Annotated in this window: 25 protein-coding genes; 16 read left to right on the top strand and 9 right to left on the bottom strand. The window is 65.5% G+C overall.

The genetic code is table 11. The features are described from left to right. Positions 1–229 precede the first annotated feature (229 nt). Positions 230–1,147, bottom strand: a complete 918-nt coding sequence (locus AC0L3A_RS32355; RefSeq protein ID WP_354128950.1) for a LysR substrate-binding domain-containing protein — start codon at positions 1,145–1,147, stop codon at positions 230–232. Positions 1,148–1,273: 126 nt separating this feature from the next. Here AC0L3A_RS32355 and AC0L3A_RS32350 point away from each other — a divergent pair, with 126 nt between their 5' ends. The 3 genes from AC0L3A_RS32350 (at position 1,274) to AC0L3A_RS32340 (ending at position 3,092) form a co-directional block, all read left to right on the top strand. Next, on the top strand, positions 1,274–2,053 hold the full coding sequence (locus AC0L3A_RS32350) for a sulfite exporter TauE/SafE family protein (protein WP_354128951.1): 780 nt from the start codon (positions 1,274–1,276) through the stop codon (positions 2,051–2,053). Further along, positions 2,050–2,280 (top strand): hypothetical protein, encoded by a 231-nt coding sequence (locus AC0L3A_RS32345; RefSeq protein WP_018453537.1) that lies wholly within the window; start codon positions 2,050–2,052, stop codon positions 2,278–2,280. Before AC0L3A_RS32350 ends, AC0L3A_RS32345 begins: the two co-directional genes overlap by 4 nt. A 116-nt stretch (positions 2,281–2,396) precedes the next feature. Beyond that, positions 2,397–3,092 carry a glutathione S-transferase family protein gene (locus tag AC0L3A_RS32340; protein ID WP_219683661.1) on the top strand — a complete coding sequence of 232 codons (696 nt, stop codon included), beginning with the start codon at positions 2,397–2,399 and terminating at the stop codon, positions 3,090–3,092. A gap of 160 nt (positions 3,093–3,252) precedes the next feature. Here AC0L3A_RS32340 and AC0L3A_RS32335 read toward each other — a convergent pair whose 3' ends face one another. Continuing rightward, positions 3,253–3,444 (bottom strand): cysteine-rich CWC family protein, encoded by a 192-nt coding sequence (locus tag AC0L3A_RS32335; RefSeq protein WP_007596767.1) that lies wholly within the window; start codon positions 3,442–3,444, stop codon positions 3,253–3,255. A 114-nt stretch (positions 3,445–3,558) separates the two neighbouring features. Between AC0L3A_RS32335 and AC0L3A_RS32330 the strand changes: the two genes are divergently transcribed. From AC0L3A_RS32330 to hmuQ, 3 genes are all read left to right on the top strand, one after another. Continuing rightward, positions 3,559–5,148 (top strand): DUF1800 domain-containing protein, encoded by a 1,590-nt coding sequence (locus AC0L3A_RS32330; RefSeq protein ID WP_007596766.1) that lies wholly within the window; start codon positions 3,559–3,561, stop codon positions 5,146–5,148. Between the two features lie 2 nt (positions 5,149–5,150). Further along, positions 5,151–6,368, top strand: coding sequence for a DUF1501 domain-containing protein (locus tag AC0L3A_RS32325; RefSeq protein WP_007596765.1), 1,218 nt, complete (start codon positions 5,151–5,153; stop codon positions 6,366–6,368). Between the two features lie 78 nt (positions 6,369–6,446). Continuing rightward, positions 6,447–6,770 (top strand): heme-degrading protein HmuQ, encoded by a 324-nt coding sequence (gene hmuQ, locus AC0L3A_RS32320; protein ID WP_007596764.1) that lies wholly within the window; start codon positions 6,447–6,449, stop codon positions 6,768–6,770. Positions 6,771–6,788: 18 nt separating this feature from the next. Here hmuQ and AC0L3A_RS32315 read toward each other — a convergent pair whose 3' ends face one another. The 6 genes from AC0L3A_RS32315 to AC0L3A_RS32290 all read right to left on the bottom strand — a co-directional run bounded on the left by AC0L3A_RS32315 (position 6,789) and on the right by AC0L3A_RS32290 (position 10,684). Then, positions 6,789–7,730: an aldo/keto reductase gene (locus AC0L3A_RS32315; RefSeq protein WP_007596763.1), complete on the bottom strand. Its 942-nt coding sequence runs from the start codon at positions 7,728–7,730 to the stop codon at positions 6,789–6,791. Positions 7,731–8,006: 276 nt separating this feature from the next. Further along, positions 8,007–8,462 carry a GNAT family N-acetyltransferase gene (locus AC0L3A_RS32310; protein ID WP_007596758.1) on the bottom strand — a complete coding sequence of 152 codons (456 nt, stop codon included), beginning with the start codon at positions 8,460–8,462 and terminating at the stop codon, positions 8,007–8,009. Positions 8,463–8,527: 65 nt separating this feature from the next. Further along, entirely contained in the window at positions 8,528–9,340 is an 813-nt protein-coding gene (locus AC0L3A_RS32305; protein ID WP_007596749.1) for a PAS-domain containing protein, read from the bottom strand. 129 nt (positions 9,341–9,469) lie between these two features. After that, positions 9,470–9,628 (bottom strand): hypothetical protein, encoded by a 159-nt coding sequence (locus AC0L3A_RS32300; protein WP_007596748.1) that lies wholly within the window; start codon positions 9,626–9,628, stop codon positions 9,470–9,472. Positions 9,629–9,701: 73 nt separating this feature from the next. After that, complete coding sequence (locus tag AC0L3A_RS32295) at positions 9,702–9,878, bottom strand: hypothetical protein (protein WP_007596747.1); 177 nt, start codon at positions 9,876–9,878, stop codon at positions 9,702–9,704. 155 nt (positions 9,879–10,033) lie between these two features. Next, on the bottom strand, positions 10,034–10,684 hold the full coding sequence (locus AC0L3A_RS32290; RefSeq protein WP_007596746.1) for a glutathione S-transferase family protein: 651 nt from the start codon (positions 10,682–10,684) through the stop codon (positions 10,034–10,036). 524 nt (positions 10,685–11,208) lie between these two features. Here AC0L3A_RS32290 and AC0L3A_RS32285 point away from each other — a divergent pair. The 8 genes from AC0L3A_RS32285 (at position 11,209) to AC0L3A_RS32250 (ending at position 20,201) form a co-directional block, all read left to right on the top strand. Continuing rightward, positions 11,209–12,411 carry a pyridoxal phosphate-dependent aminotransferase gene (locus tag AC0L3A_RS32285; protein ID WP_007596745.1) on the top strand — a complete coding sequence of 401 codons (1,203 nt, stop codon included), beginning with the start codon at positions 11,209–11,211 and terminating at the stop codon, positions 12,409–12,411. Positions 12,412–12,838: 427 nt separating this feature from the next. Beyond that, on the top strand, positions 12,839–13,318 hold the full coding sequence (locus AC0L3A_RS32280; protein WP_007596744.1) for a DUF992 domain-containing protein: 480 nt from the start codon (positions 12,839–12,841) through the stop codon (positions 13,316–13,318). Between the two features lie 152 nt (positions 13,319–13,470). Beyond that, a complete protein-coding gene (locus AC0L3A_RS32275) occupies positions 13,471–15,519 on the top strand; it encodes an elongation factor G (RefSeq protein ID WP_007596743.1) in 2,049 nt (682 codons plus the stop codon). Positions 15,520–15,805: 286 nt separating this feature from the next. Next, positions 15,806–16,078 (top strand): helix-turn-helix domain-containing protein, encoded by a 273-nt coding sequence (locus AC0L3A_RS32270; RefSeq protein WP_007596742.1) that lies wholly within the window; start codon positions 15,806–15,808, stop codon positions 16,076–16,078. Between the two features lie 109 nt (positions 16,079–16,187). Next, positions 16,188–17,942: a SulP family inorganic anion transporter gene (locus AC0L3A_RS32265; RefSeq protein WP_354128952.1), complete on the top strand. Its 1,755-nt coding sequence runs from the start codon at positions 16,188–16,190 to the stop codon at positions 17,940–17,942. Between the two features lie 92 nt (positions 17,943–18,034). Next, entirely contained in the window at positions 18,035–18,868 is an 834-nt protein-coding gene (locus tag AC0L3A_RS32260; RefSeq protein ID WP_007596732.1) for a shikimate dehydrogenase, read from the top strand. A 67-nt stretch (positions 18,869–18,935) separates the two neighbouring features. Then, positions 18,936–19,562, top strand: a complete 627-nt coding sequence (locus AC0L3A_RS32255; protein ID WP_007596731.1) for a hypothetical protein — start codon at positions 18,936–18,938, stop codon at positions 19,560–19,562. 15 nt (positions 19,563–19,577) lie between these two features. Beyond that, entirely contained in the window at positions 19,578–20,201 is a 624-nt protein-coding gene (locus AC0L3A_RS32250) for a single stranded DNA-binding domain-containing protein (RefSeq protein ID WP_354128953.1), read from the top strand. Positions 20,202–20,355: 154 nt separating this feature from the next. On the opposite strand, the gene AC0L3A_RS32245 is transcribed toward AC0L3A_RS32250, so the two are convergent. Continuing rightward, positions 20,356–21,492, bottom strand: coding sequence for an alpha-hydroxy acid oxidase (locus AC0L3A_RS32245; protein ID WP_007596727.1), 1,137 nt, complete (start codon positions 21,490–21,492; stop codon positions 20,356–20,358). A 131-nt stretch (positions 21,493–21,623) separates the two neighbouring features. Between AC0L3A_RS32245 and AC0L3A_RS32240 the strand changes: the two genes are divergently transcribed. Together AC0L3A_RS32240 and glmM are read left to right on the top strand one after the other, a co-directional pair. Further along, positions 21,624–21,791 (top strand): hypothetical protein, encoded by a 168-nt coding sequence (locus AC0L3A_RS32240; RefSeq protein WP_007596725.1) that lies wholly within the window; start codon positions 21,624–21,626, stop codon positions 21,789–21,791. Positions 21,792–22,009: 218 nt separating this feature from the next. Further along, positions 22,010–23,353, top strand: a complete 1,344-nt coding sequence (glmM, locus tag AC0L3A_RS32235) for a phosphoglucosamine mutase (RefSeq protein WP_007596723.1) — start codon at positions 22,010–22,012, stop codon at positions 23,351–23,353. The last annotated feature ends 116 nt before the right edge of the window (positions 23,354–23,469 follow it).

Below are 23,469 nucleotides of genomic sequence, written 5' to 3'. Positions count from 1 at the left end.
TGCCATCCCCAGATCCTCTTCAGATGTCTCTTAGAGAATCGCAGATTCGCGATTTACGCAAAGCCCTCGCTTGCGGGCGAGGGTTGGGCCGGGGGTGTTTCCACAGAGAGATTCCCCAACGTGGAGGGAACCCTCATCCGGCGTTTCGCGCCGACCTCCCCCGCAAGCAAGCGGAGAGGTGCACCGCATTCCGGGCGCGCGGCTTCAGCAAACCTGTTCGTGTGGATGATCAGTTCCGCGGGCTGGTGCGGCCGGTCCGCCGGATGGGACGGGCGGCCGGTTCCGACGCCGCGCGCATGATCCAGCGGCGGAACGCGGCAAAGTCGCGCTGCTCGGTCTGGAAGCTGCGATAGAGCAAATACCAGCGCATGCCCTTGGGCACCGAGAGATCGAATGGCGCGACCAGCCGGCCGGCGGCGAGATCGTCGTCGATATAGGGCCGAATGCCCATGGCGATGCCGAGCCCGTCGGCGGCAGCCTGAAGCGCCTGACCGTAGAACTGGAACTCCGGTCCCCGCGCGTTGATGCGCGCGAGGTTCGCGGCCTTGAGCCAGATCGGCCAGTCCTCGGGCGAATGCGCGACGCGGATCAGGCTCGGTCCCCTAAGATCGGCCGGGCGCTTCAGCGAGGACGCGAGGCGGGGCACGCAGACCGGTGTGAGGTCGCCGGCGAACAGCGGCTCGGCGACCAGCCCCGGCCAGTCGCCGGTCCCGAGCTGGATGCCGCAGCTCCAGTCCTCGCCGAACGGCACCGACGCGCCGCCGGTGGTGAAGCGCACCTCGATGTCGGGCTCCTCGTTGCGAAACTCCGACAGGCGCGGGATCAGCCAGCGCATCGCAAAGGTGTGGCCGATGCCGATGGTGAGCACGCGGACGCTCGAGGGCGCCGTCACCTGGGCGGTGAGGCTTGCGAGCGCGTCGAAGATCGGCGTCAGCCCGCTCTGGTAGGCGCGGCCCGCCTGCGTGAGAAGCAGCTTGTTGGCCTTGCGCTCGAACAGCGCGACGCCGAGCCGTTCTTCCAGGATGTGCACCATGCGGCTGACCGCCGCCGCCGATACGCTCAGCTCAAGGCCGGCCGCGGCAAAGCTGCCGGCCCGCGCCGCGGCTTCGAATGCCTTGATGCCGTTGAGAAACAGCAAGCGCCGCAAATGACCAACCCTCAGGAAAGCTGATGCCAGGCCAAGATAACTCAGTTTGCGTAGACGGGGCAAGCGGGGCACGTTTCCCTTCGCTTCGCGCCGCGAGCGGGGAGAAGGCCAATCGGAGATTTTTGCGTGACGCCCATCATGATCGCTGCCCTTGGATTGCTGATGGTCGGCACCGCGTTCCTGTCGGGGCTGTTCGGGATGGCGGGAGGGCTGATCCTGATCGGCGTGCTGCTGGCTCTGATGCCGCTGCCGACAGCGATGGTGTTGCATGCGATCACGCAGATGGCCTCGAACGGCTGGCGCGCCTTTCTCTGGCGCGCGCATATCCGCTGGCGGCCGGTCGCGAACTATATGGTCGGCGCGGCCGTCGCGCTTGCGGCGTGGTTGCTCACGCGCTACGTGCCGGACAAGCCGGTCGCGCTGCTGCTGCTCGGAATCACGCCGTTCATGGCGCGGCTGCTGCCGTCGAACATCAAGCCGGATCCGGACCGTCTCTGGCAGGGCACCGTCTACGGCACGATCTGCATGGGCCTCATGCTGATGACCGGCGTGTCGGGGCCGCTGCTCGACACCTTCTTCCTCGGCGGCGATTTCGGCCGGCGCGAGAAGGTGGCGACCAAGGCGATGTGCCAGCTCGTCAGCCATTTCACCAAGCTGATTTATTTCGGCAGCATCATCGACCAGGCGGCGACGCTCGACCCCGTGCTCGCCGGGGTCGCGATCGCGGCATCCATGCTCGGCACCACGCTGGCGCGGCGCATCCTCGAAGCCATGACCGACCAGCAATTCGTGGCCTGGTCGATGAAGCTGATCACCACCATCGCCTGCTACTACATCGCCTATGGCGGTTGGCTGCTGGTCCGCACGCCCGTGCTGGCCGCCTTCGACAAGGGAGGTTTGCAATGAGCGAGACTGCCGACCCGCTGGTGCTGGACTTCGTCGAATGGGTTGCGCGCGAGCCGCGCGCCTATGCCGAGGTGATCGCGACCTGGAAGACCTCGTGTCCGCGCCTCACCATCTGGGAAGACGCCGCCGACCGCGGCTATGTCGCGCGCGAGACGCTGCCCGGAATGGGGCTGGTCATCGCGGTGACGGAGGACGGCGAGAGACTGCTGCGCACGAACGGGCGCTAGCTCCCGCCACATCCGTCATTGCGAGCGCAAGCGAAGCAATCCAGAATGTTTCCGCGGCGGCAGTCCTGGATTGCTTCGCTTCGCTCGCAATGACGGAATACCGGGAGACCCCTTTCATGTCGTTCAAACTGTTCGAACTTGTCGGCACCGATCCCTCGCGACCGTTCAGCCCGTTCTGCTGGCGCACGCGGATGGCGCTGGCGCACAAGGGCCTTTCGGCGGAAACGCTGCCCTGGCGCTTCACCGAGAAGAGCGCGATCGCGCCGCACGGCTCGGAGAAGGTTCCGGTGCTGCTGCATCACGACCAGCCGGTGGTCGATTCCTGGACGATCGCGAATTATCTTGAGGATCATTTTCCGGACCGTCCGTCGCTGTTCGGCGGCGAGGGCGGCCGCGCCATGGCGCGCATGCTCAATGCCTGGGGCGACATCGCCATCGTCGGCGGCATCTTTCCATTGATCATCGCCGACATTCCGAAGAATCTGGACGCGGTGGACGCCGCCTATTTCCGCCAGTCGCGCGAGGCGCGTTTCGGCAAGAGTCTGGAAGAGGTGATGTCGGGCCGCGATGCCGGCGTGGTCGCCTTCCGCAAATCGCTCGAGCCGATGCGGCAGGCCCTGAAGAAGCAGCCCTTCATCGGCGGCGCCGCACCGAACTATGCCGACTACATCGTGTTCGGTGGTTTTCAGTGGGCGCGCGTGACCAGCCCGTTCAAGCTGCTGGAAGCGGACGACCCGGTCTACGCCTGGCGCGAAAAGCTGCTGGATGGGTTTGATGGAATGGCTCGGAGATCGCCGGGGCACGCGGTGTAGTTGTCGCGAGCTGTCTCTCCTCAGCGTCGTCCTGGCGAAAGCCACGACCCATACCGCGGAATCTGTCGACGGCGTTCGGTAGACGTCCCGAACGACGAATCTTCGCCAAACAACTCCGTGGTGTAATGGGTCCTGGCTTTCGCCAGGACGACGCGGAGGATTACGTTGCCTCCGCCGCCTCGCGCAAGCACGCCCGGCACAAACAATCCTCGCCCTTGACCGGCATCGGCAGCCGCGCCGTTTCTTCCGCGCACCAACAGGTGCCCGACAGGTCGCAGCCGAATTCGGCGCCGCAGCGGGAGCAGGCGAGGCGGCGCGGTTCCTGCACTGGAATGTCTTGCGGATTTGTCATGATTTGCGCAAAAGCCGTGCTGTCATTTTCATGTCGGGTTCATCTCCCCCTGCGGTATATTACGCCTCGCGCACGTATCAGGAAAGCGGTTGGCAACGCGCGAAGGACACATCGATGGCCCGCGATTCCCAAGCCGCGCTCGTCGCGCTCAACCGTTTCGGCTTCGGCGCTCGCGGTGGCGCATCCGGCGATCTCATCAACGCCGCCTCCGATCCTCGCGGTTTTGTGAAGGCGGAACTGGCTCGTCCTATCGCTGTGCTGCTGGAGGCGCCGGGCCTGCAATCCACGCCGCAGCTCGGGCAGGCGGTGTTTGCCTATCAGGATCAGGTCAAGCAGGCGCGCGAGGCCGCCGCCAAAGCCGGCGCGCCGACCGAAGCGCCGCCGCAAGCGCCGGCAGATCAGAAACCCGGACTGCGCCGCAACCTCTCGCTGAACGCTGCGGCAACCGAGATCGCCGGCCAGATGGCCGAGGCCAAGCCTACTGACAACAAACCGACCGACAATAAGCCGGCGGACAATATGGCGAAGCCGGACACCATGCAGCCCAACGCGGCCGCGCCGGCTGCCGCAAAACCCGCCCCGCAGCCGCTCAACGTCATCCAAAAGACCTTTCGCGCCGAGGCGTTGGCGCGGTTGCAGCGCGCGACCCTGGTCGAGTGCGGCTTCACGGAACGTCTGGTCGTGTTCTGGTCCAACCATTTCTGCATCTCCGCCAGCAAGGGCGAGCTGGCGCGAATATGGGCCGGCGCGTTCGAGCGCGAGGCGATCAGGCCGCATGTGCTCGGGCGTTTCGCCGACATGCTGAAAGCGGTGGAGCAGCATCCGGCGATGCTGTTCTTCCTCGACAACCAGCAATCGCTCGGACCGGACTCGCGCGCGGGCCAGAACCGCAAGCGCGGGCTCAACGAAAATCTCGCGCGCGAGATCATGGAGCTGCATACGCTCGGCGTCGGCGGCGGCTACACGCAGGACGACGTCACCTCGCTCGCGCGCATCATCACCGGCTGGACCTTCGCCGGCCGGCAGGGACAGCTGGGAGCGCCCGGTTCGTTCGTGTTCAACGTCAATGCGCACCAGCCCGGGTCGCAAATGCTGCTCGGCAAGAGCTACGAGCCAACCGGCCTTGCGCAAGGCGAAGCCGCACTCGCGGACATCGCACGCCATCCCTCGACCGCGAACTTCATCGCCACCAAAATCGTCCGCCACTTCGTCGCTGACGATCCGCCGCCGGCGCTGGTGGCGCGATTGCGTGATGTCTTCATCAAGACCGACGGGGATCTCAAGGCGCTCGCAACGGCACTGGTTGATTCCGACGAGGCGTGGAAGGCTCCGCTGACGAAGATGCGCAGCCCCTATGATTTCCTGATCGCGAGCGGCCGGTTGCTCGCGCGCGTGCCGGAGGATCCCGGCGCCTACCTCAACAACCTCAATCTGCTGGGCCAGCCGCTGTGGTCGCCGGCCGGCCCGAATGGTTTCGCCGACACCAGCGCCGCGTGGGCTGCGCCGGAAGGCATCAAGCTCCGCCTCGACATCGCCGCGCAAATGGGCGCGCGGCTCGGGCCCAACATCGATCCGCTCGATTTGTTGGAATTTGCCGCCGCAGATGCGGCCTCGATCGAAACGCGGCGCACCATCGAACGGGCGGAGTCGCGGCAGCAGGCGCTGGCGCTGCTGTTGATGTCGCCGGAAATGCAGAGGAGATGATGATGATCGACTGCGTCGAGAACCGGCTCCTCACCTCGCGCCGCGGCCTCCTGCTCGGCGGCGCCTCGTTCGCGGCCTGGGCGTACTTGCCGAAATTCGCACGCGCGGCTGACGGCCGCGATCCCAGGCTGATCGTGGTGATCCTGCGCGGCGCGCTCGATGGTCTCTCGACCGTCGCGCCGGTCGGCGATCCCGATTATGCCGGCCTGCACGGGGCGATCGCGCTCACGGCGGACGGCGCCCATCCCGCCATCATGCTCGATGCTTTCTTCGCGCTGCATCCGTCGATGCCTGAGTTCGCACGCATGTATCGCGACAAGCATGCCGCGGTGATCCACGCGGTGGCGACGCCCTATCGCGACCGTTCGCATTTCGACGGCCAGGACGTGCTCGAAAGCGGCTATGCCGGCCCGGGTCGCGTGCAATCCGGCTGGCTCAACCGCGCGCTGGAGGCGCTGCCGCGCGGCGAGCGGGTGTCGAGTGCTCTTGCCGTCGGCCCGACCACGCCGCTGGTGCTGCGCGGCAATGCGCCGACCGTCGGCTGGGCGCCGGTGGCGCTGCCGCAAGCAGACGACGACACCGCGATGCGTCTGGTCGAGCTCTATCGTCACCGCGATCCCGCGCTGGCGGCCGTGCTGTCGCAGGGCCTTCAGCTGGAAAAGGCCGCGAGCGGCGACGACATGAAGCCGAAGCCGGGCAATGCGGTCGCGCAGATGCGCCAGGTCGCGCGTGGCGCCGCAAAACTGATGGCGTCGGACGACGGCCCGCGCATCGCGGCGCTCGCGTTCGATGGCTGGGATACGCACGCCAATGAAGGCGGGCCGATCGGTCGCCTTGCGTTCCTGCTCGGCGGGCTCGACGGCGCGCTCGCCGAATTCGAAAGCGGCTTAGGGGAACGCTGGCGCGACACCGTCGTGGTGGTCGCGACCGAGTTCGGCCGCACCGCGCGCATCAACGGCACCGACGGCACCGATCACGGCACGGGAACGATCGCGCTGCTCGCCGGCGGCGCGGTGAAGGGCGGTCGTGTCGTCGCCGACTGGCCAGGTCTCAAGCCCGCCAATCTCTTCGAGGCCCGCGATCTCAAGCCCACCACCGACCTGCGCTCCGTGATCAAAGGCGTGCTGCAGGGCCAGTTTGGCCTGTCCGATCGCGTGCTGGCCGAGACGGTGTTTCCGGACAGTGCGGGAGCACGGCCGATGAAGGGGCTGGTTGCTTAAACTGCGATTCCGGGCCCGCGCCTTGCGGCGCGTCCCGTAATGACGACATGATGAGCGAACATCAGGAGACCATCATCCATGTACATCGCCATGAACCGCTTCCGCGTCGCCAAGGGCTCCGAGGCCGCTTTCGAGCAGGTCTGGCTTTCGCGCGATACCCATTTGGACAAGGTGCCGGGTTTCGTCGAGTTTCATCTGCTGCGTGGCCCCGAGCTCGAGGACCACACGCTGTACGCCTCGCACACGGTGTGGGCGAACCATGCGGCGTTCGAGGCCTGGACCAAATCGGATGCTTTTCGTGCCGCGCATGCGCGGGCCGGCGATACCAAGCCGACCTATCTCGGCCATCCCCAGTTCGAGGGCTTCGAGGTGATGCAGACGGTGGGGCGCGGCGCCAAGTAGCGCGCCACGCCGTAACGATCAGCCCAGCGTGATCTTGTCGATCTCCGCCATCTCCTCCGGACTGAGCTTCCAGGCAATCGCCTTCACGTTCTCCTCGACCTGCTCGACGCGGGTGGCGCCGGCAATCACGCTCGACACTTGCGGGCGCGCGGCGAGCCAGGAGAAGGCGAGCTCGAGCATGCTGTGCCCGCGCGCTTTCGCGAATGCCGTGAGCTTCTCGACGATGTCCTCATTGCGCGGCGTGACATAGCGGTCGCGTAACGCCGGGACCTTGCCGAATCGCGTATCGGTCGGGGCGGCCGCGCCGCGCTGGTACTTGCCGGTGAGGAGGCCGCTTGCGAGCGGGAAGAACGGCAGGAGACCGAGCTTGTACTCTTGTGCGGCCGGCAGCAGGTCCTTCTCGATGTCGCGCACCAGCAAGCTGTATTCGTCCTGGCAGGAGACGAAGCGGCTGACATTCATCGCGCGCGCGGTGAATTCGGCCTCCGCCATGCGCCAGGCCGGAAAGTTGGAATTGCCGATGTAGCGCACCTTGCCCTGACGGACGAGATCGTCGAGCGCGCGCAGCGTCTCCTCCATCGGCGTCAGCGGGTCGTAATCGTGCTGCTGATAGAGATCGATGTAGTCGGTCTTGAGCCGCGTCAGGCTCGCCTCGACTGCGTTCATGATGTAGCGGCGCGAAGCGCCCTGCTTGGTTCCGTCGGTCGCCATCGGCTTGGAAAATTTGGTGGCGAGCACGATCTCCTTGCGGCGGTCGCCAAGCACGGTGCCGAGCACCGTTTCCGAACCGCCCATGCCGGCATAGATGTCGGCGGTGTCGAACAGCGTGATGCCGAGATCGAGCGCGCGATGGATCACCTTGCGCGAGGTCTCCAAATCCGTGCGCTGGCCGAAATTGTTGCAGCCGAGCCCGACCGCAGACACGCGCAGGCCGGAGGCGCCGAGATTACGAATTTCCATGGGAGATCCCTGTCGGAGATGGGCAGGGGCTTATTGTGACTGCGGTACGCCGCCGCAGCAAGCCGCGCGCCGCGTTGCTGCCATGCTGACAAGGAACTGCGGACAACGACTGCCGACAAAAAAATGCGGCCCCTGTCAGACGCGGCGACTGACGGGGACCGCTTTGGGGCGCTTGATCGGTGACGGGGGGCTGACCAGACGCAGCTGCAGCCTAGTCCCGCTATGTTACGCGCGGGTGACAGGCAGAGTTATCCACAGGCGTCGCGATCGCGAGGATCAGAAGATCTTGCGATAGACGATGAACCCGGAACGCTCGGCGACCTTGTCGTACAGGCGCTGCGCCGTGACGTTGGTCTCGTGCGTTTGCCAGTACACGCGCGGCGATCCCACGAGCTTTGCGCGCTCGTAGACGCCATGGATCAGCGCCGAGCCGACACCCTTGCCGCGTGCGGCCTCGGTCGTGAACAGGTCCTGCAAATAGCAGGACGGCTCGATCGCGGTGGTGCTGCGGTGAAACAGGTAATTCGTCATCCCGAGCAGGCGGCCGTCGCTCTCGGCGACCAATCCGTGCACCGGCTCATAGGCATCGAAAAAGCGCTGCCATGTCGCGCGCGTGATGTCGGGCGAGAGCGCGGTCGGACCGGAGCGGCCGTAGAAGGCGTTGTAGCCGTCCCACAACGGCAGCCATTGTTCGTAGTCCTGCCTCGTGACGGAGCGAATGGTGAGCGACATATGGATTCCCGCGATCGATGAGGTGTCCTTCATACGTGATGAGGGACGTGCTGATCAATCGCGCATCACTCCGCGACGCGCAGATACCGGATCAGCTTGCGGCCTGTGGGATCGCGCAGTGAGCGGTAGTAGTCGGCGCGAGACGGCGCATCGGTGTGGCGCACGAGGTCGGTCACGGGCGTGTAGCTCAGCATGCGCCCGCCATCGGGCAGCGCAGCACAGACGAAGCGCAACACCGCGCCATTGCGCAAGGCGATGTCGATCGGCGTGGCATCGCCGATCCGCACCATCTCCATGCGCTGTGCGATGAAAGTGCCGAGCTCGTCCTCGGGCAATTCGAACGCGCCGGTGTCGCGGCCATGATACATCAGCGCGATGAACGGCGGCTTATCGTCGGCGATGTCGTCCGGCACCGCAAAATAATCGCGGAACGCGCGGTTGATGAATTCGGCGCGCGTCTCGGCATCGAGCAGCACGATGCCGATATCGACCTGGTCGAGCGCGGCCGACAGCCGCGCGGCGGTGGCGTGGCTCCGACGTTCGGCGGCAAACGTGCCGAGCAGCCGCTGGCGCATCAGGCCGGTGATGGCTGCGGTGCCCGCGGCCGTCGCGGCCAGGACGCCGAGCCGGATCATATCCGCGGTGGTAAGACCTGCAACGCCGTGTCGGCTGAGGAGCAGCAGTGCCGCGCCGATGACGGCGATGGCTGCGCTGGCGACGGCGGAAGCGGGACCCGAGAGCGCGCCGGCGAGCGCCACGATGCAGACGAGCAGCGGCGCGGGCGAGGGAGTGCGGACGAAGCGATCGAAAAACATCGCCAGCAGCAAAGTCGCTGCCGTCAGCGCCGGACCGGAGATCGCACGCCATCCCAACCGCATGGGCCTGTCTCGCTCCTCCCTGAACGCGGTAAGGCGGCAACACTGACTGATTATCGCGCCAGTGCGATGCGGTTTCGCGCGGTGTGCTTAAGGTGCGCTTTGATTCATGCGCAAAGCTTTCGGATGATTTTAGACCAAGTGCGCGTGCTTGAGACGTTGTTGCAGCGCGGGCGCATTCAGCGTCGACGTCCCCTGGCCCTTGCGCGTGCCGACGAAGATCAACAGCGACGCCGCGACCAGGATGGCCGCGGTCAGGGTGATTGCAACGATGACCACAGGTGATTTCATCGAAATCCTGTCGCGATGCCGGTCGGCGCGGGCGACGCTTCGCCTTGAAGGCGTGTCCAGGATGAAGCGGGAATCAGACCGGCAGGCCCATCGCCATGGTCGCCTTGGTCGACAGCACCGTCAGGGTGACGATCAGGCACAGCGAGAGCGCGGCGACGGCGAGCGAGGCCGCGACCGCGTTGGTCAGCCGGGAAGACGAAACGGTTGCGGGTTGGCCTTGAAAGCCCGCCGTGCCGGACGCCCGAATCATGGTCTAAATCCTTCAACGCGCGATCGAATCACCCGCGACATCGAACAATTTCACTGTTGCAATCGGCAATATTGCGGCGGCCAATCGGGTGAAAATGGCGAGATTGCGGCAATGGTGACCCTTATGCCCGCTATTCGCCAGAGCGCGATCGCCCCTCAGGCGCCGGCGGCGATGCTGGCGGGGTCCTCGATGTCGGCCGGCCGCCAGTCCATTGCGACGAAGCCGGGGGCCGCTTCCACGCGCTTCAGCCAGTCCCGGATCGCCGGGAAGGTCGAGAGGTCGAAGTCGCAGCGGTCGGCGAGGTGGGTATAGCCGTACAGCGCGATGTCGGCGACCGTGAGCTGGCGGGCGGCGAAATAGGCGTTGGTCTTGAGGTGATTCTCCATCACCTGGAGCGCGCCATAGCCGCGCTCCATCCAGTCCTCCAGCGAATGAGTCTGGAGGTCGCGGCCGCCCCTCACCAGCGACAGCCAGAAATAGGCCGCGCCGATGTTCGGCTCCAGCGCGTGCTGCTCGAAGAACATCCATTGCAGCGCGTCGGCGCGATCGATGCGGTTCTCCGGCGCGAGCGGCGTGCCGACGGCGACATACCAGAGAATGGCGTTGGACTCGGCGAGATAGCGATCGTCGCCGACCTCGAGCAGCGGCACCTGACCGGATGGGTTCTTGGCCAGGAAGTCCGGGGTGCGGCTCTCGCCGCGCAGAATGTCCACCTCGACCGCTTCGTAAGGCAAGTTCAGCAGCGCCAGCGCAAGGCGGACCTTGTAGCTGTTGCCCGAGCGCTGCATCGAATAGAGCTTGTACATTCTAGGGATGATTCCGGAAGACGGGAGGGCGCGGCGCTTGTTGCCCCGCAACGCGGCTAAACAATGATGCCGATGCGAATCCGCCGCAAGACCCGGCCAATAGAAAAACTCGAAAACCCTACCGCATTGCAATGCGGCGGAAGATCATTTCCGTGCGACCATCCAACTCAGTTCACGCTTGCGTCAATGCGGCCGCATTGGTCGGCGCATTTGTGTGAGAGGGTTGAAGGTCGTGATCGCCTCGGCCGCTGGTCTCTCAAGCGCCGGACTGCCGTCAGCTTCATGGGCGTCTTGAAAGCGCGCAAAATTGCTCCGAGGACACGCCTTGTCGGATATGTGGGATTTGCCCGGCAAAGTTGCGGAAAATTGCGGAAAGTCACGCCTTGATGCGCGCCAGACACGTAAACTTTTGCGGGATCGGACCGAAGTTTCTTGCGGCGCAACGGCACTCGTTTTAGGGTGGCTCATTCCCACAATCGGAGTCGTGAAGCCAAAGGGTTCACGACGCTTGTCAGGAGATGACGATGTCCTTCCTTGCCGCTGCGCTCGACCGTGTGAAGCCGTCCGCGACCATCGCGGTCACGGATAAAGCACGTGCGCTGAAAGCGGCGGGCCGCAACGTCATCGGCTTAGGTGCCGGCGAGCCCGACTTCGACACGCCCGCGAACATCAAGCTGGCCGCGATCCACGCCATCGAAGCCGGCAAGACCAAGTACACCGCGGTCGACGGCATTCCCGAGTTGAAGGAAGCCATCATCGCCAAGTTTCAGCGCGAGAACGGCGTCGTCTACAAGGCGAACCAGATCATCGTCGGCACCGGCGGCAAGCAGGTGCTCTACAACGCGCTGATGGCAACCATCAATCCGGGCGACGAGGTGATCATCCCCGCACCGTACTGGGTCAGCTATCCCGAGATGGTGGCGCTCGCCGGCGGCGAGCCGGTGCCGGTGGTCTGCACCGCCGCGACCGGCTTCAAGCTCCAGGCCGAGGCGCTCGAGCGCGCGATCACGCCGAAGACCAAATGGGTGATCCTGTGCTCGCCGTCGAATCCGACGGGAGCTGCCTACACCAGGACCGAGCTGAAGGCGCTCACCGACGTGCTGGTGAAGCATCCTCACGTCTGGGTCATGACCGACGACATGTACGAGCATCTCGTCTATGACGATTTCCAGTTTACCACGGTCGCGCAGGTCGAGCCGAAACTCTACGATCGCACGCTCACCGTGAACGGCGTGTCGAAGGCCTATTGCATGACCGGCTGGCGCATCGGCTATGCCGGCGGTCCGGCGCAGCTGATCAAGGCGATGTCGACGATCCAGTCGCAGTCGACCTCGAACCCGTCGTCCATTGCGCAATGGGCCGCGGTCGAGGCGCTGAACGGTCCGCAGGACTTCATCCCGGCCAACAACAAGGTGTTCAAGGAGCGTCGCGACCTCGTCGTCTCCATGCTCAACCAGGCCAAGGGCATCGAATGCCCGCGGCCCGAGGGCGCCTTCTACGTCTATCCGTCCTGCGCCGGCACCATCGGCAAGACCGCGCCGTCGGGCAAGGTGATCGACAATGACGAGACGTTCGTGACCGAACTGCTGGAGACCGAAGGTGTCGCCGTGGTGCAGGGCTCGGCGTTCGGCCTCGGCCCCGCGTTCCGTATCTCCTACGCGACCAAGACCTCCGACCTCGAAGACGCCTGCAAGCGCATCCAGCGCTTCTGCGGCAATCTGCGGTAAGGCTGTCGCGACAGTGCAAATTGGAAAGGCCCGCTTCGCGCGGGCCTTTTTTTATGGGTGCTTCGATGAGTGAAGTTGGATGGACTATTGCTTGGGCCGATGCTGTGCCCTGCCCCTCACCCGGATCGCTTGGCGCGCACTTGCGCGCCAAAGCGATCCGACCTCCCCCCGCAAAGAGCAGGGAGAGGTTAAGGGCGCTCGCGGCGTCCCGTTGAAGTTCGATGGGCCCATGAAGTGAGGGACACACTGCTCGTGCACTCCCTCGCCCCGTTCTTACGGGGAGAGGGTGGGGTGAGGGGCTCTCTCCGCGAACTCGCTTTTAGACGCGTTCGATCTGGCACACGCAAAACTATTGTGGCATAGACCATCGCGCATCACGGGTGGGGCGCTCTCTCTGCTCGCATCACATTCATCGCCGGAGATATTCATGCGCCGTTCACTCCTCCTCGCCGGGCTTGCCGTTGCGAGCTTCGTTGCCTCCGTTGTGGGCGCCAGCGCGCAGTCCCGGATGGTGCAGGTGGGCGTGCTCGAATGCCGCGGCGGCGCCAGCGTAGGCTTCATCGTGGGATCGGTAACCAATCTCGGCTGCGTGCTGCGCGTCGATGGTTTGCCGGACGACCGTTACGTCGCGACGATCCGCAAGGTGGGCCTCGACCTCGGCATCACCCAGGAAACGGCACTCGCCTGGGGCGTGTTCGCGCCGGTGAACCGGCTCGGCCCGGGCGACCTCGCCGGCACCTACGCCGGTGCGCAGGGCAGCGCATCGGTCGGCGTCGGCCTCGGCGGCAACGTGCTGGTCGGCGGCTCCAATAATTCGATCGCGCTCCAGCCACTCAGCGTGCAGGGCCAGGTCGGCCTCAACGTCGCCGCCGGCCTCGAGAGCCTGGAACTCCACCCGGGCCGTTGACAACTCCCGTGTGCGAATCGCGTCGCTCCGACGCGATTCCGGCAACGACGCACCGCAGCGACGTTTGATGCTTGCCAAATCTCGGGGACGGGCAGAGCATCGGCGTTTGCCGACCCAATCATGGGCCGAGCTCCACACCAAGGAGGCGGCGAATGGGACAAGACGTCAGAAGTCCCCGAGGTCCACGGTGCATCGCGCTGGTGGGCCCTTTCCAAAGCGGTAAAACCACACTTCTCGAAGCCATCCTGGCGCGAACCGGCGCAATCCCGCGCGCCGGCAGCGTCGACGCCGGAACCTCCGTCGGCGACGCCGCGCCAGAGGCCCGTCATCACAAGATGACCGTCGGGCTGACTGCCGTCACCACGAGTTTCATGGGCGACAGCTACACCTTCCTCGATTGTCCCGGTTCCGTCGAATTTGCCCACGACATGCGCGCCGCGCTGCCCGCGGTCGATGCCGCAATCGTGGTCTGCGAAGCCGACGAGAAGAAGCTGCCGCAGCTTCAGATCATTCTGCGCGAGCTGGAAGAACTGAAGATCCCGCGTTTCCTGTTCCTCAACAAGATCGACCGCGCCAACAAGCGCATCCGCGAGACGCTCGAGATACTCCAGCCCGCCTCGCGCGTGCCGCTGGTGCTGCGCCAGATCCCGATCTGGAAGGACGAGCTGATCGAGGGCTTCGTCGATCTCGCGCTGGAGCGTGCGTTCATTTACCGCGAGCACAAGGCCTCCGAAGTCGTCGCGCTCCAAGGCGGCGATCTCGATCGCGAGAAGGAGGCCCGCTTCTCGATGCTGGAGAAGCTCGCCGATCATGACGATGCGCTGATGGAGCAGCTGCTCGAGGACATCCAGCCGCCGCGCGACGCCGTGTTCGACGATCTCGCGCGCGAATTGCGCGACGGGCTGATCTGCCCCGTGCTGCTGGGCGCCGCCGCACGCGAAAACGGCGTGCTGCGTTTGATGAAAGCGCTGCGCCACGAGGCGCCCGGTATCGCGGAGACCGCAAAGCGTCTCGGCGTTCCCGAGACCAGAGACGTCCTCGGCTTCGTCTTCAAGACTCTGCATTCGCAGCACGGCGGCAAGCTCTCGCTGACGCGGATGCTCGCGGGCCATCTCGACGACGGTGCTACGCTGCAATCCTCCTCCGGCGGGGTCAGCCGCATCTCCGGCATCCTCGCCGTCACCGGGGCCTACGACACCAAGCGTGCCGCGGCGGAAGCCGGCGACACGGTGGCGCTCGCTAAGCTCGACCCGATCAAGACCGGCGACACGGTTTCGAACGGCAAGACCCCGCCGGCAGCGCTTGCCGCCAGCGAGCCCACTCCGCCGGTGCTCGCGATCTCGGTTGCGGCCACCGACCGCAAGGACGACGTCAAGCTCGGTCAGGCGCTGATGCGGCTGCACGAGGAGGATCCCTCGCTCGTCTTCGTGATGAACGCCCAGACCCACGACACCGTGCTGTGGGGTCAGGGCGAGATGCACTTGCGCGTCGCGAGCGAGCGGCTGCGCGATCGTTTCGGCGTCAAGGTCGCCTCGCATCCGCCTGCGATCGGCTATCAGGAAACCATCCGCAAGCCGATCGTCCAGCGCGGCCGCCACAAGAAACAGTCCGGCGGGCATGGCCAGTTCGGTGACGTCGTGCTCGACATCAGGCCGCTGCCGCGCGGCGAGGGCTTCAAGTTCGCCGAGAAGGTGGTCGGCGGCGCGGTGCCGCGCAACTACATCGGCGCGGTGGAAGAGGGCGTCGTCGACGGGCTCGCCCGCGGCCCGCTCGGTTTCCCGGTCACCGATTTGCAGGTGACGCTGACCGACGGCTCCTATCACAGCGTCGATTCCTCCGACCTCGCCTTCCGCACGGCGGCGCGGGTCGGGCTCACCGAGGGCCTGCCGCAATGCCAGTCGGTGCTGCTGGAGCCGATCCACGTGGTCGAGATCGTCTGCCCGACCGACGCCACCGCCAAGATCAACGCGATCCTATCGGCACGGCGCGGCCAGATCCTCGGCTTCGACACCCGCGACGGCTGGAGCGGATGGGACTGCGTCCGCGCCATGATGCCGGAAGCCGAGATCGGCGAGTTGATCGTCGAACTGCGCTCGGCCACGGCAGGCGCCGGCAGCTTCACCCGCCAGTTCGACCACATGGCCGAAGTCACGGGGCGCGCCGCCGACCAGATCATCGCCGCGCATCAACACGCGGCGTGAGTCTGTCTCTCGCGCAGTAAGGGGAGCACGCTCTCTCACCCCCTCTCCCCGTTCTTTACGGGGAGAGGGTGGGGTGAGGGGCTGCCTCGCCACCCCGTCATTGCGAGCGCAGCGAAGCAATCCAGAATCCCTCCGCGGGGACAGCCTGGATTGCTTCGCTGCGCTCGCAATGACGGTGGAGACAGACGGGAGCGATAAAGTGCTTGCGCACGGCCTTGAATGATGTATTTTACATCATTGTACATGCTTCAGATATTACTTATAAAGGCTGAAACGTGAGGCCAAGGTGATCACGTCGTTCCAGATGCGGGCAGCGCGCGCGCTGCTCGGCATTGACCAGAGGGCCTTGGCGGAGCTCGCAGGCGTTTCGCTGCCGACCATTCAGCGGATGGAGGCGAGCACCGGCAACGTCCGCGGCGTGGTCGAGACCTTGATGAAGGTGGTCGAAGCCTTTGATCGGGCCGGCGTCGAGCTGATCGGCGAACAGGTGCGCAGCGAAGGCGGCGGACGCGGCGTTCGGCTCAAGGAGCCGGGGCCGCCGCGTCGGGTGGGAGCATGATCCCGCAATGATCATGCTCGGAAGCAGTCTTGACTAACGCACCGTCGCGCCCCGATACGCGGCCGCACGATGCATCGGAGCGTTGTGGGCAGCGGAGCATCTTGCTGAAATGAGCATCACAGGCGAACACGCAGGCAAGCTGCACCAGCTTCGTCGGCCGACCTTTACCGAACTCTATTTGCCAAAGCTCGTCACCGTATGGCGCGAGGGCTACGGCCTAGCGGATTTCCGCGCTGATGTGTTCGCGGGCCTCACGGTCGCGATCGTCGCGCTGCCGCTGTCGATGGCCATCGCGATCGCCTCGGGCGTGACGCCGGACCGCGGACTCTACACCGCGGTGGTTGGCGGCTTCATCGCATCGCTGCTCGGCGGCAGCCGGTTCCAGATCGGCGGTCCAGCCGGAGCCTTCATTGTGCTGGTTGCGGCGACCGCCGATCGTCACGGCGTCGACGGGGTCATCCTCGCCACGCTGATGGCGGGGCTGTTCCTGATCGCCGCCGGCTTCCTGCGCGTCGGGACTTACATCAAGTTCATCCCCTATCCGGTCACGGTCGGCTTCACCGCCGGCATCGCCGTCATCATCTTCGCAAGCCAGCTGCGCGACCTCGCAGGGATCACGCTGGCGGGCAAGGAGCCCAGCGAATTCGTGCCAAAACTCGCAGCGCTGGCCGCAGGCTTGCACAGCGTCAATCCGTCAGCGCTGGCGGTTGCGATCGTCAGCATCGCCATCATCGCCGGCCTGCGACGCTGGCGGCCGTCCTGGCCGGGCATCCTGATCGCGGTCGTGCTCGCGGCGGTCGCATGTGCCGTGCTGTCGCTGCCGGTCGAGACCGTCGGATCGCGCTTCGGCGGCATTCCGCGCGAACTGCCCTCGCCGGCCTTGCCTGCGTTCTCGCTCGCGAAGGCGAGTGCCGTGCTGCCGGATGCGATCTCCTTCGCGCTGCTCGCCGCCATCGAATCGCTGCTGTCGGCGGTGGTGGCCGACGGCATGACCGGACGCCGTCACCGCTCCAATTGCGAGCTGGTGGCGCAAGGTGCCGCCAATGTCGGCTCGGCGCTGTTCGGCGGCATTTGTGTCACGGGGCTGATCGCGCGTACCGCGACCAACATCCGTGCCGGCGCGCGCGGGCCGCTCGCGGGCATGCTGCATTCGGTCTTCCTGCTGCTGTTCATGCTGATCGCAGCGCCGCTCGCGAGCTACATCCCGCTGGCCGCGCTCGCCGCTGTGCTCGTCGTGGTGGCCTGGACCATGGCGGAGAAGCACGAATTCGCGACGCTGCTGCGCTCGTCATGGGGCGATGCCGTCGTGCTGCTCGCAACCTTCCTGCTCACCATCTTCCGCGATCTGACCGAAGGCATTTTGGTCGGCTTCGCGCTTGGCGCGGTCCTGTTCATCCATCGCATGGCGGAAATGACCGGCATCGAGGAACGTTCGCCGCTGGTGGCCGCCGATCGTCCCGACGACGATAATGGCGGGCGCGTGCCCTACGACCCCGCCCTCGCGGTCGATCGCGACGTGCTGGTCTATCGCATCACCGGCGCATTCTTTTTCGGTGCAGCCTCGGCGATCGGCGGCGTGCTCGACGGCATCGCCGACAAGCGCAAGGGATTCGTGGTCGATTTCGCCGCGGTGCCGTTCCTGGATTCGACCGCGGCCAACGTGCTCGGCCGCGTCGCCGCCAAGGCCCACCGCCAGGGCATCCGGCTGTTCATCACGGGGGCATCGCCAACGGTTCGCCGCGCGCTGCTCACCCATGGCGTCACGCCGCCACGCGCCCGCTATCGCGAGACCATCGCGCGTGCGGTCGCCGACATCAAGGGCGGTGCGGCGCATCCCGCGGCCGGTCAGGCGGGCACGACCTGACGTCGAGCCTCTCCCGAGACGCCCGCGCGCTTGACAGGGCCTGCGGGACGCGAAATGGATCGCCTCCGAAACGACCCTAGGGGAGGACGACCGTGACCAAGGCTCCCGCAGCCTGTCTGATCGGATGGCCGGCTGCGCATTCGCGCTCGCCGCTGATCCATCGTTACTGGCTGCGCACGCTCGGGATCGAGGGTGGCTATGTCATCGAGGCGGTTCCACCCGACAATTTGCGCGACTTCGTGCTGCGGCTGTCGCTGCGCGGCTTCGTCGGCGCCAACGTCACCATCCCGCACAAGGAGGGCGTGCTCGAGCTCTCGACGCCCGATGCCCGCGCGCGGGCGGTCGGTGCGGCCAACACGCTGTGGTTTGCGGACGGCGAGCTGCGCTCGACCAACACCGACGTCGAGGGCTTTATCGGCAATCTCGATGCCAGCGCGCCCGGCTGGGACGCAGCCGAAGAGGCGCTGGTGCTGGGCGCCGGCGGCTCCTCGCGCGCCATCGTGTTCGGGTTGCTCGAACGCGGCATCAGCTGCGTGCATCTCGCCAATCGCACCATCGCCCGGGCCGAGATGCTTGCACGCGAGTTCGGGCCGAAGGTGCATCCTGTTGCCTGGGACGGGATCGACGACATCCTGTCGCGTGCAAGACTTCTCGTGAACACGACCTCGCTCGGCATGCACGGCCAGCCTTCACTCGACCTTGACGTGGCGCGCCTGCCGGATGGCGCCGTGGTCGCCGATCTCGTCTATGTCCCGCTGGCGACGCCGCTGCTCGCGGCCGCAAAGGCGCGCGGGCTGAAGACCGCCGACGGGCTCGGCATGCTGCTGCATCAGGCGGTCCGCGGCTTCGAGCTGTGGTTCGGCCAGCGGCCGCAGGTCACGGCCGAGCTGCGTGCGCTGGTCGAGGCCGATCTCACAAAGACTTGAGAGAATAGCGCGTAACCTCCGGAGTTCTATGTCCGTAAGGGGACAATAGGGACAATCGGAGACCATCATGTCTGTTCAACGTGCAACTTTCACACGTCCGCTCATTGCCGTCGCGATGGTGGCCGTCTCGACCCTCTCGGCACTTGCGCAAAGGGCGCCGGTGCCGACGCGCGTCCGCGGCACGATCGAAAGCGTCAATGGCGACACGATGCAGGTCAAGGCGCGCAGCGGCGAGGATGTCAAGCTGCACATCGCCTCCGACGTGAACGTGTCGGGCATTACCAGGATTTCACTTGCCGACATCAAGCCCGGCTCCTTCGTCGGCGCCACCACCGTGCCGGGACCGGACGGTGGCGCGAACGCGGTCGAGGTCCACGTGTTTCCGGAGAGCATGCGCGGCACCGGCGAGGGCTCGCGACCTTATGACCTCAAGCCCAACTCCAGCATGACCAATGCAACCGTGTCGGAGAGCGTCGTCGGCAATGACGGCCATACGCTGCTGGTCAAGTACAAGGACGGCGAGAAGAAGGTGTTCGTCGCCGACAATACGCCGGTGGTGACCTTCGTGCCCGGCGACAAATCCGATCTGAAGGCCGGCGCCAAGGTGATCGCCTTCATGAAGCAGCTGCCGGACGGCTCGTTCGAAACCAACCGCGTCAGCGTCGGCCGCGACGGCCTGACGCCGCCAATGTAAATGGAGACTAACAACATGTCGAAGAGAAGCTGGATATCACGCATTGGCATGGCCGCATTCGCGGCCTGCATCGTCACGTCATCCGCCCTGGCGCAGCAGACGCCGACGGTGCGCATCCGCGGCACCATCGAGAGCGTCGACGGCAACACGCTCGGCATCAAGACCCGCGAAGGCAGCGACGTGAAGGTGCGCATGACCGACAACGTCGCCGTCTTCGCGGTGGTGAAGACGTCGTTGTCGGAGATCAAGGACGGCTCCTATATCGGCGTCACCGGCCTGCCGGAGCCCGACGGCACTCAGAAGGCGATCGCGGTGCACATCTTCCCCGAAAACCAGCGCGGCGCGGCCGAAGGCTTTCGTCCCTGGGACGCGCGCGCCAACTCGACCATGACCAACGCCACCGTGGCGCAGACGGTGAAGGGCACCGACGGCCAGAACATCACGGTCAAGTACAAGGACGGCGAGAAGAAAGTCGTGGTGCCTCCGGACACGCCGATCGTCACCTTCGTCGCCAGCGACAAATCCGAGCTCAAGCCCGGCGCCAAGCTGATCATTTTCGGCGCGGTGAAGAAGGACGATGGTTCGCTGGAAGCCAACCGCGTCAACGTCGGCCGCGATGGGGTGACGCCGCCGATGTGAGGAGCGCGCCAAGCGGAGATTTGTAGGGTGGGTTAGGCGAAGCCGTAACCCACCATGCTTCCGCAAATGCGGACCGAAGTTGGTGGGTTACGCTCAGCGACCGCGCTTCGCGCAGCCGCAGAGCTAACCCACCCTACAGCACTGCCGCTGCGGTTCACATCGCAATGATATGTTCGTCGATCTCGTCAATCCTGTTGACGCCGCACAGGCCCATGGTGGTGAGCAGCTCCTTCTGGATGATGTCGATCGCCTTGGCGACGCCGGCCTGGCCGCCGGCGCCCAGGCCATAGGCGTAAGCGCGGCCGATCATGCAGGACTTTGCGCCGAGCGCGAGCGCGCGCATCACGTCTTGACCGGAGCGGATGCCGCCGTCGAACATGATCTCCATCCTGTCACCGACCGCCTCGGCGATCTCGGGCAGCACCTCGATCGATGACGGCGCGCCGTCGAGCTGACGGCCGCCGTGGTTCGATACGACGAGAGCCTGCGCGCCGGTCTTGGCGGCTTCCTCCGCGTCCTCGACGTCCAGAATGCCCTTGATGATCAGCTTGCCCGGCCAGATGCTGCGGACCCACTCGACGTCCTTCCAGTTCAACGACGTGTCGAACTGCGACGCCGTCCACTCGGCGAGGCGATTGAGATCCCCGGTGTTCTTCACATGTCCGGCGATGTTACCGAAGGTGCGGCGCTTGCCCCGGAGCACGCCCGACACCCAGGTCGGCTTGGTGGCAAAGTCGATCAGCTTCGAGAGCGACCATTCCGGCGGAACCGTCATGCCGTTCTTGATGTCGGCGTGGCGCTGGCCGATGACCTGGAGATCGACTGTCAGCACCAGCGCGGAGCATTTCGCCGCGATCGCGCGCTGGATCAGTTCCTTGATGAAGCCGCGGTCCTTCATCACGTAGAGCTGGAACCAGAACGGCTTCTCGACACTGGCCGCGATGTCTTCGATCGAGCAGATCGACATCGTCGACTGCGTGAACGGGATACCGGCGGCTTGCGCGGCGCGGCAGGCATGGATCTCGCCATCGCCATGCTGCATGCCGAGCAGGCCTACCGGCGCGAGTATCAGCGGCATGGTCGAGGGCTCGCCGAGGATCGTGGTCGCGGTGTCGCGTTTGGAGACGTCGACCAGGATGCGCTGGCGGAACTTGATGGCCTGCATGTCATCGCGGTTGGCGCGCAGCGTTTCCTCGGCGTAGGAGCCGCGGTCGCAATAATCGAAAAACGCCTTCGGCACGCGGCGCTGATGCAGTGTGCGAAGATCGTCGATACAGGTGATGTGCTTCATGAACGTTTCCCCGGCCCGTCTTCTATCAAGAGTCTTGTACTGGAAGACTCTTGCATCGGAAGATCGAGGGGTCATCTAGCATGGTTGGATGCACAGCCAAATCGTTTGAAAATCTTTTGGAGGAGGGCGCCATGACCAGGCCGCACACCGGACCGACGCCGGAGGAGATCAAGGAGAAGCATGATCTCGAGGAGGCGCTGGAAGAAGGTCTGGAAGAGACCTTTCCGGGCTCCGATCCCGTCAATGTCACCCAGCCGGCGCCGAGCCGCGGGGACGGCCATGTGAAGCGCTCGGACTAGGCGCGGTTCCGCCCTGTTCCGGCGTCCTCACCGGAAATATAACGTTAACAAGGCGTTATCGGGGCCGGGGTACGTCCGGTTCCGTAATGATTCATCATATTTTTTGAAGCCAAGTTAGCCGCGATGGCTTTATAAGACCTCAGCAAATCAGGGATGCGGGTCCCGCCAGGGCACCCGCAGGTTGTCTTGGGATCCCTGGTTGTCGCGTGGGGGACGATATGAGCCGCAAATATTTCGGGACGGACGGGATCCGGGGCCGCGCCAACGGGCTGATCACGCCGGAGCTCGCGCTCAAGGTCGGCCAAGCCGCAGGCCTGGCGTTTCAGCGCGGTGACCACCGCCACAGGGTCGTGATCGGCAAGGACACCCGCTTGTCCGGCTACATGATCGAATACGCCATGGTTGCGGGCTTCACCTCGGTCGGCATGGATGTGCTGCTGGTCGGCCCGATGCCGACACCGGCGGTCGCGATGCTGACCAAGTCGATGCGCGCCGATCTCGGCGTGATGATCTCCGCGTCGCACAACCTGTTCGAGGACAACGGCATCAAGCTGTTCGGCCCGCAGGGCTTCAAGCTCTCCGACGACGTCGAGAAGCAGATCGAGCAGCTGCTCGACGAGCCCATCGACAAGCGTCTTGCCCAGAGCGCCAGCCTCGGCCGCGCCCGCCGCATCGATGGCGTGCATGATCGCTACATCGAATTCGCCAAGCGCACGCTGCCGCGCGATCTGTCGCTCGACGGCCTGCGCGTCGTGGTCGATTGCGCCAACGGCGCCGCCTACAAGGTGGTACCGGAAGCGCTGTGGGAGCTGGGCGCCGACGTGATTGCGATCGGAGTCGAGCCCGACGGCTTCAACATCAACAAGGAATGCGGCTCCACCTCGCCGGAAGCGCTGTCGAAGAAGGTGCGCGAGATGCGCGCCGACATCGGCATCGCGCTCGACGGTGACGCCGATCGCGTCATCCTGGTCGACGAGCGCGGCCACATCGTCGATGGCGACCAGCTGCTCGCGGTGATCGCGCAGAGCTGGAAGGAAGACGGCCGGCTGTCGCGATCGGGCATCGTCGCCACCGTGATGTCGAACCTCGGGCTCGAGCGCTTCCTCAATGCGCAGGGGCTCGATCTCGTGCGCACGCCGGTCGGCGATCGCTACGTGCTCGAGCAGATGCTGAACGGCGGCTACAATCTCGGGGGCGAGCAGTCCGGCCACATCATCCTGTCCGACTACGCCACCACCGGCGACGGCTTCGTGGCCGCATTGCAGGTGCTTGCCGTGGTGCAGAAGCTGCGCCGGCCGGTGTCGGAAGTCTGCCACCGCTTCGATCCGCTGCCGCAGATTCTGAAGAACGTCCGTCACAAGGGCGGCAAGCCGCTCGACAATTCCGACGTCAAATCGGCGATCTCCGACGGCGAGCAGCGGCTCAACGGCCACGGCCGCCTGCTGATCCGCTCCTCCGGCACCGAGCCGGTGATCCGCGTCATGGGCGAGGGCGAGGATCGCATCCTGGTCGAGGACGTCGTCGACACCATCGTTTCCGCACTCGGGCAGGCCGCGGCCTGAGGCGCATCGCGAAGCACGATCGTAGCCCCGCTGGGGCGCCGCGAAATACCGGGGTGGTGGCACGGGGGCACGGCCCCCCGGTGGGCCGGGGGGGCACCCGGGGGCCCCCACACCGA

This window comes from Bradyrhizobium sp. MI1.3 (assembly GCF_055811695.1).
This window is presented reverse-complemented; position numbering and strand designations above follow the sequence as displayed.

Excerpts from the sequence above, each read along its gene's own strand:
- AC0L3A_RS32295 (WP_007596747.1), bottom strand. The coding sequence starts at position 9,878 with ATGATTCGGGCGTCCGGCACGGCGGGCTTTCAAGGCCAACCCGCAACC.
- glmM (WP_007596723.1), top strand. The coding sequence starts at position 22,010 with ATGAGCCGCAAATATTTCGGGACGGACGGGATCCGGGGCCGCGCCAAC.
- AC0L3A_RS32245 (WP_007596727.1), bottom strand. The coding sequence starts at position 21,492 with ATGAAGCACATCACCTGTATCGACGATCTTCGCACACTGCATCAGCGC.
- AC0L3A_RS32305 (WP_007596749.1), bottom strand. The coding sequence starts at position 9,340 with ATGCGGTTGGGATGGCGTGCGATCTCCGGTCCGGCGCTGACGGCAGCG.
- AC0L3A_RS32240 (WP_007596725.1), top strand. The coding sequence starts at position 21,624 with ATGACCAGGCCGCACACCGGACCGACGCCGGAGGAGATCAAGGAGAAG.
- AC0L3A_RS32310 (WP_007596758.1), bottom strand. The coding sequence starts at position 8,462 with ATGTCGCTCACCATTCGCTCCGTCACGAGGCAGGACTACGAACAATGG.
- AC0L3A_RS32300 (WP_007596748.1), bottom strand. The coding sequence starts at position 9,628 with ATGAAATCACCTGTGGTCATCGTTGCAATCACCCTGACCGCGGCCATC.
- AC0L3A_RS32315 (WP_007596763.1), bottom strand. The coding sequence starts at position 7,730 with ATGGAAATTCGTAATCTCGGCGCCTCCGGCCTGCGCGTGTCTGCGGTC.
- hmuQ (WP_007596764.1), top strand. The coding sequence starts at position 6,447 with ATGTACATCGCCATGAACCGCTTCCGCGTCGCCAAGGGCTCCGAGGCC.
- AC0L3A_RS32325 (WP_007596765.1), top strand. The coding sequence starts at position 5,151 with ATGATCGACTGCGTCGAGAACCGGCTCCTCACCTCGCGCCGCGGCCTC.
- AC0L3A_RS32290 (WP_007596746.1), bottom strand. The coding sequence starts at position 10,684 with ATGTACAAGCTCTATTCGATGCAGCGCTCGGGCAACAGCTACAAGGTC.
- AC0L3A_RS32265 (WP_354128952.1), top strand. The coding sequence starts at position 16,188 with ATGAGCATCACAGGCGAACACGCAGGCAAGCTGCACCAGCTTCGTCGG.
- AC0L3A_RS32285 (WP_007596745.1), top strand. The coding sequence starts at position 11,209 with ATGTCCTTCCTTGCCGCTGCGCTCGACCGTGTGAAGCCGTCCGCGACC.
- AC0L3A_RS32255 (WP_007596731.1), top strand. The coding sequence starts at position 18,936 with ATGTCTGTTCAACGTGCAACTTTCACACGTCCGCTCATTGCCGTCGCG.
- AC0L3A_RS32335 (WP_007596767.1), bottom strand. The coding sequence starts at position 3,444 with ATGACAAATCCGCAAGACATTCCAGTGCAGGAACCGCGCCGCCTCGCC.
- AC0L3A_RS32340 (WP_219683661.1), top strand. The coding sequence starts at position 2,397 with ATGTCGTTCAAACTGTTCGAACTTGTCGGCACCGATCCCTCGCGACCG.
- AC0L3A_RS32280 (WP_007596744.1), top strand. The coding sequence starts at position 12,839 with ATGCGCCGTTCACTCCTCCTCGCCGGGCTTGCCGTTGCGAGCTTCGTT.
- AC0L3A_RS32330 (WP_007596766.1), top strand. The coding sequence starts at position 3,559 with ATGGCCCGCGATTCCCAAGCCGCGCTCGTCGCGCTCAACCGTTTCGGC.
- AC0L3A_RS32345 (WP_018453537.1), top strand. The coding sequence starts at position 2,050 with ATGAGCGAGACTGCCGACCCGCTGGTGCTGGACTTCGTCGAATGGGTT.
- AC0L3A_RS32275 (WP_007596743.1), top strand. The coding sequence starts at position 13,471 with ATGGGACAAGACGTCAGAAGTCCCCGAGGTCCACGGTGCATCGCGCTG.
- AC0L3A_RS32250 (WP_354128953.1), top strand. The coding sequence starts at position 19,578 with ATGTCGAAGAGAAGCTGGATATCACGCATTGGCATGGCCGCATTCGCG.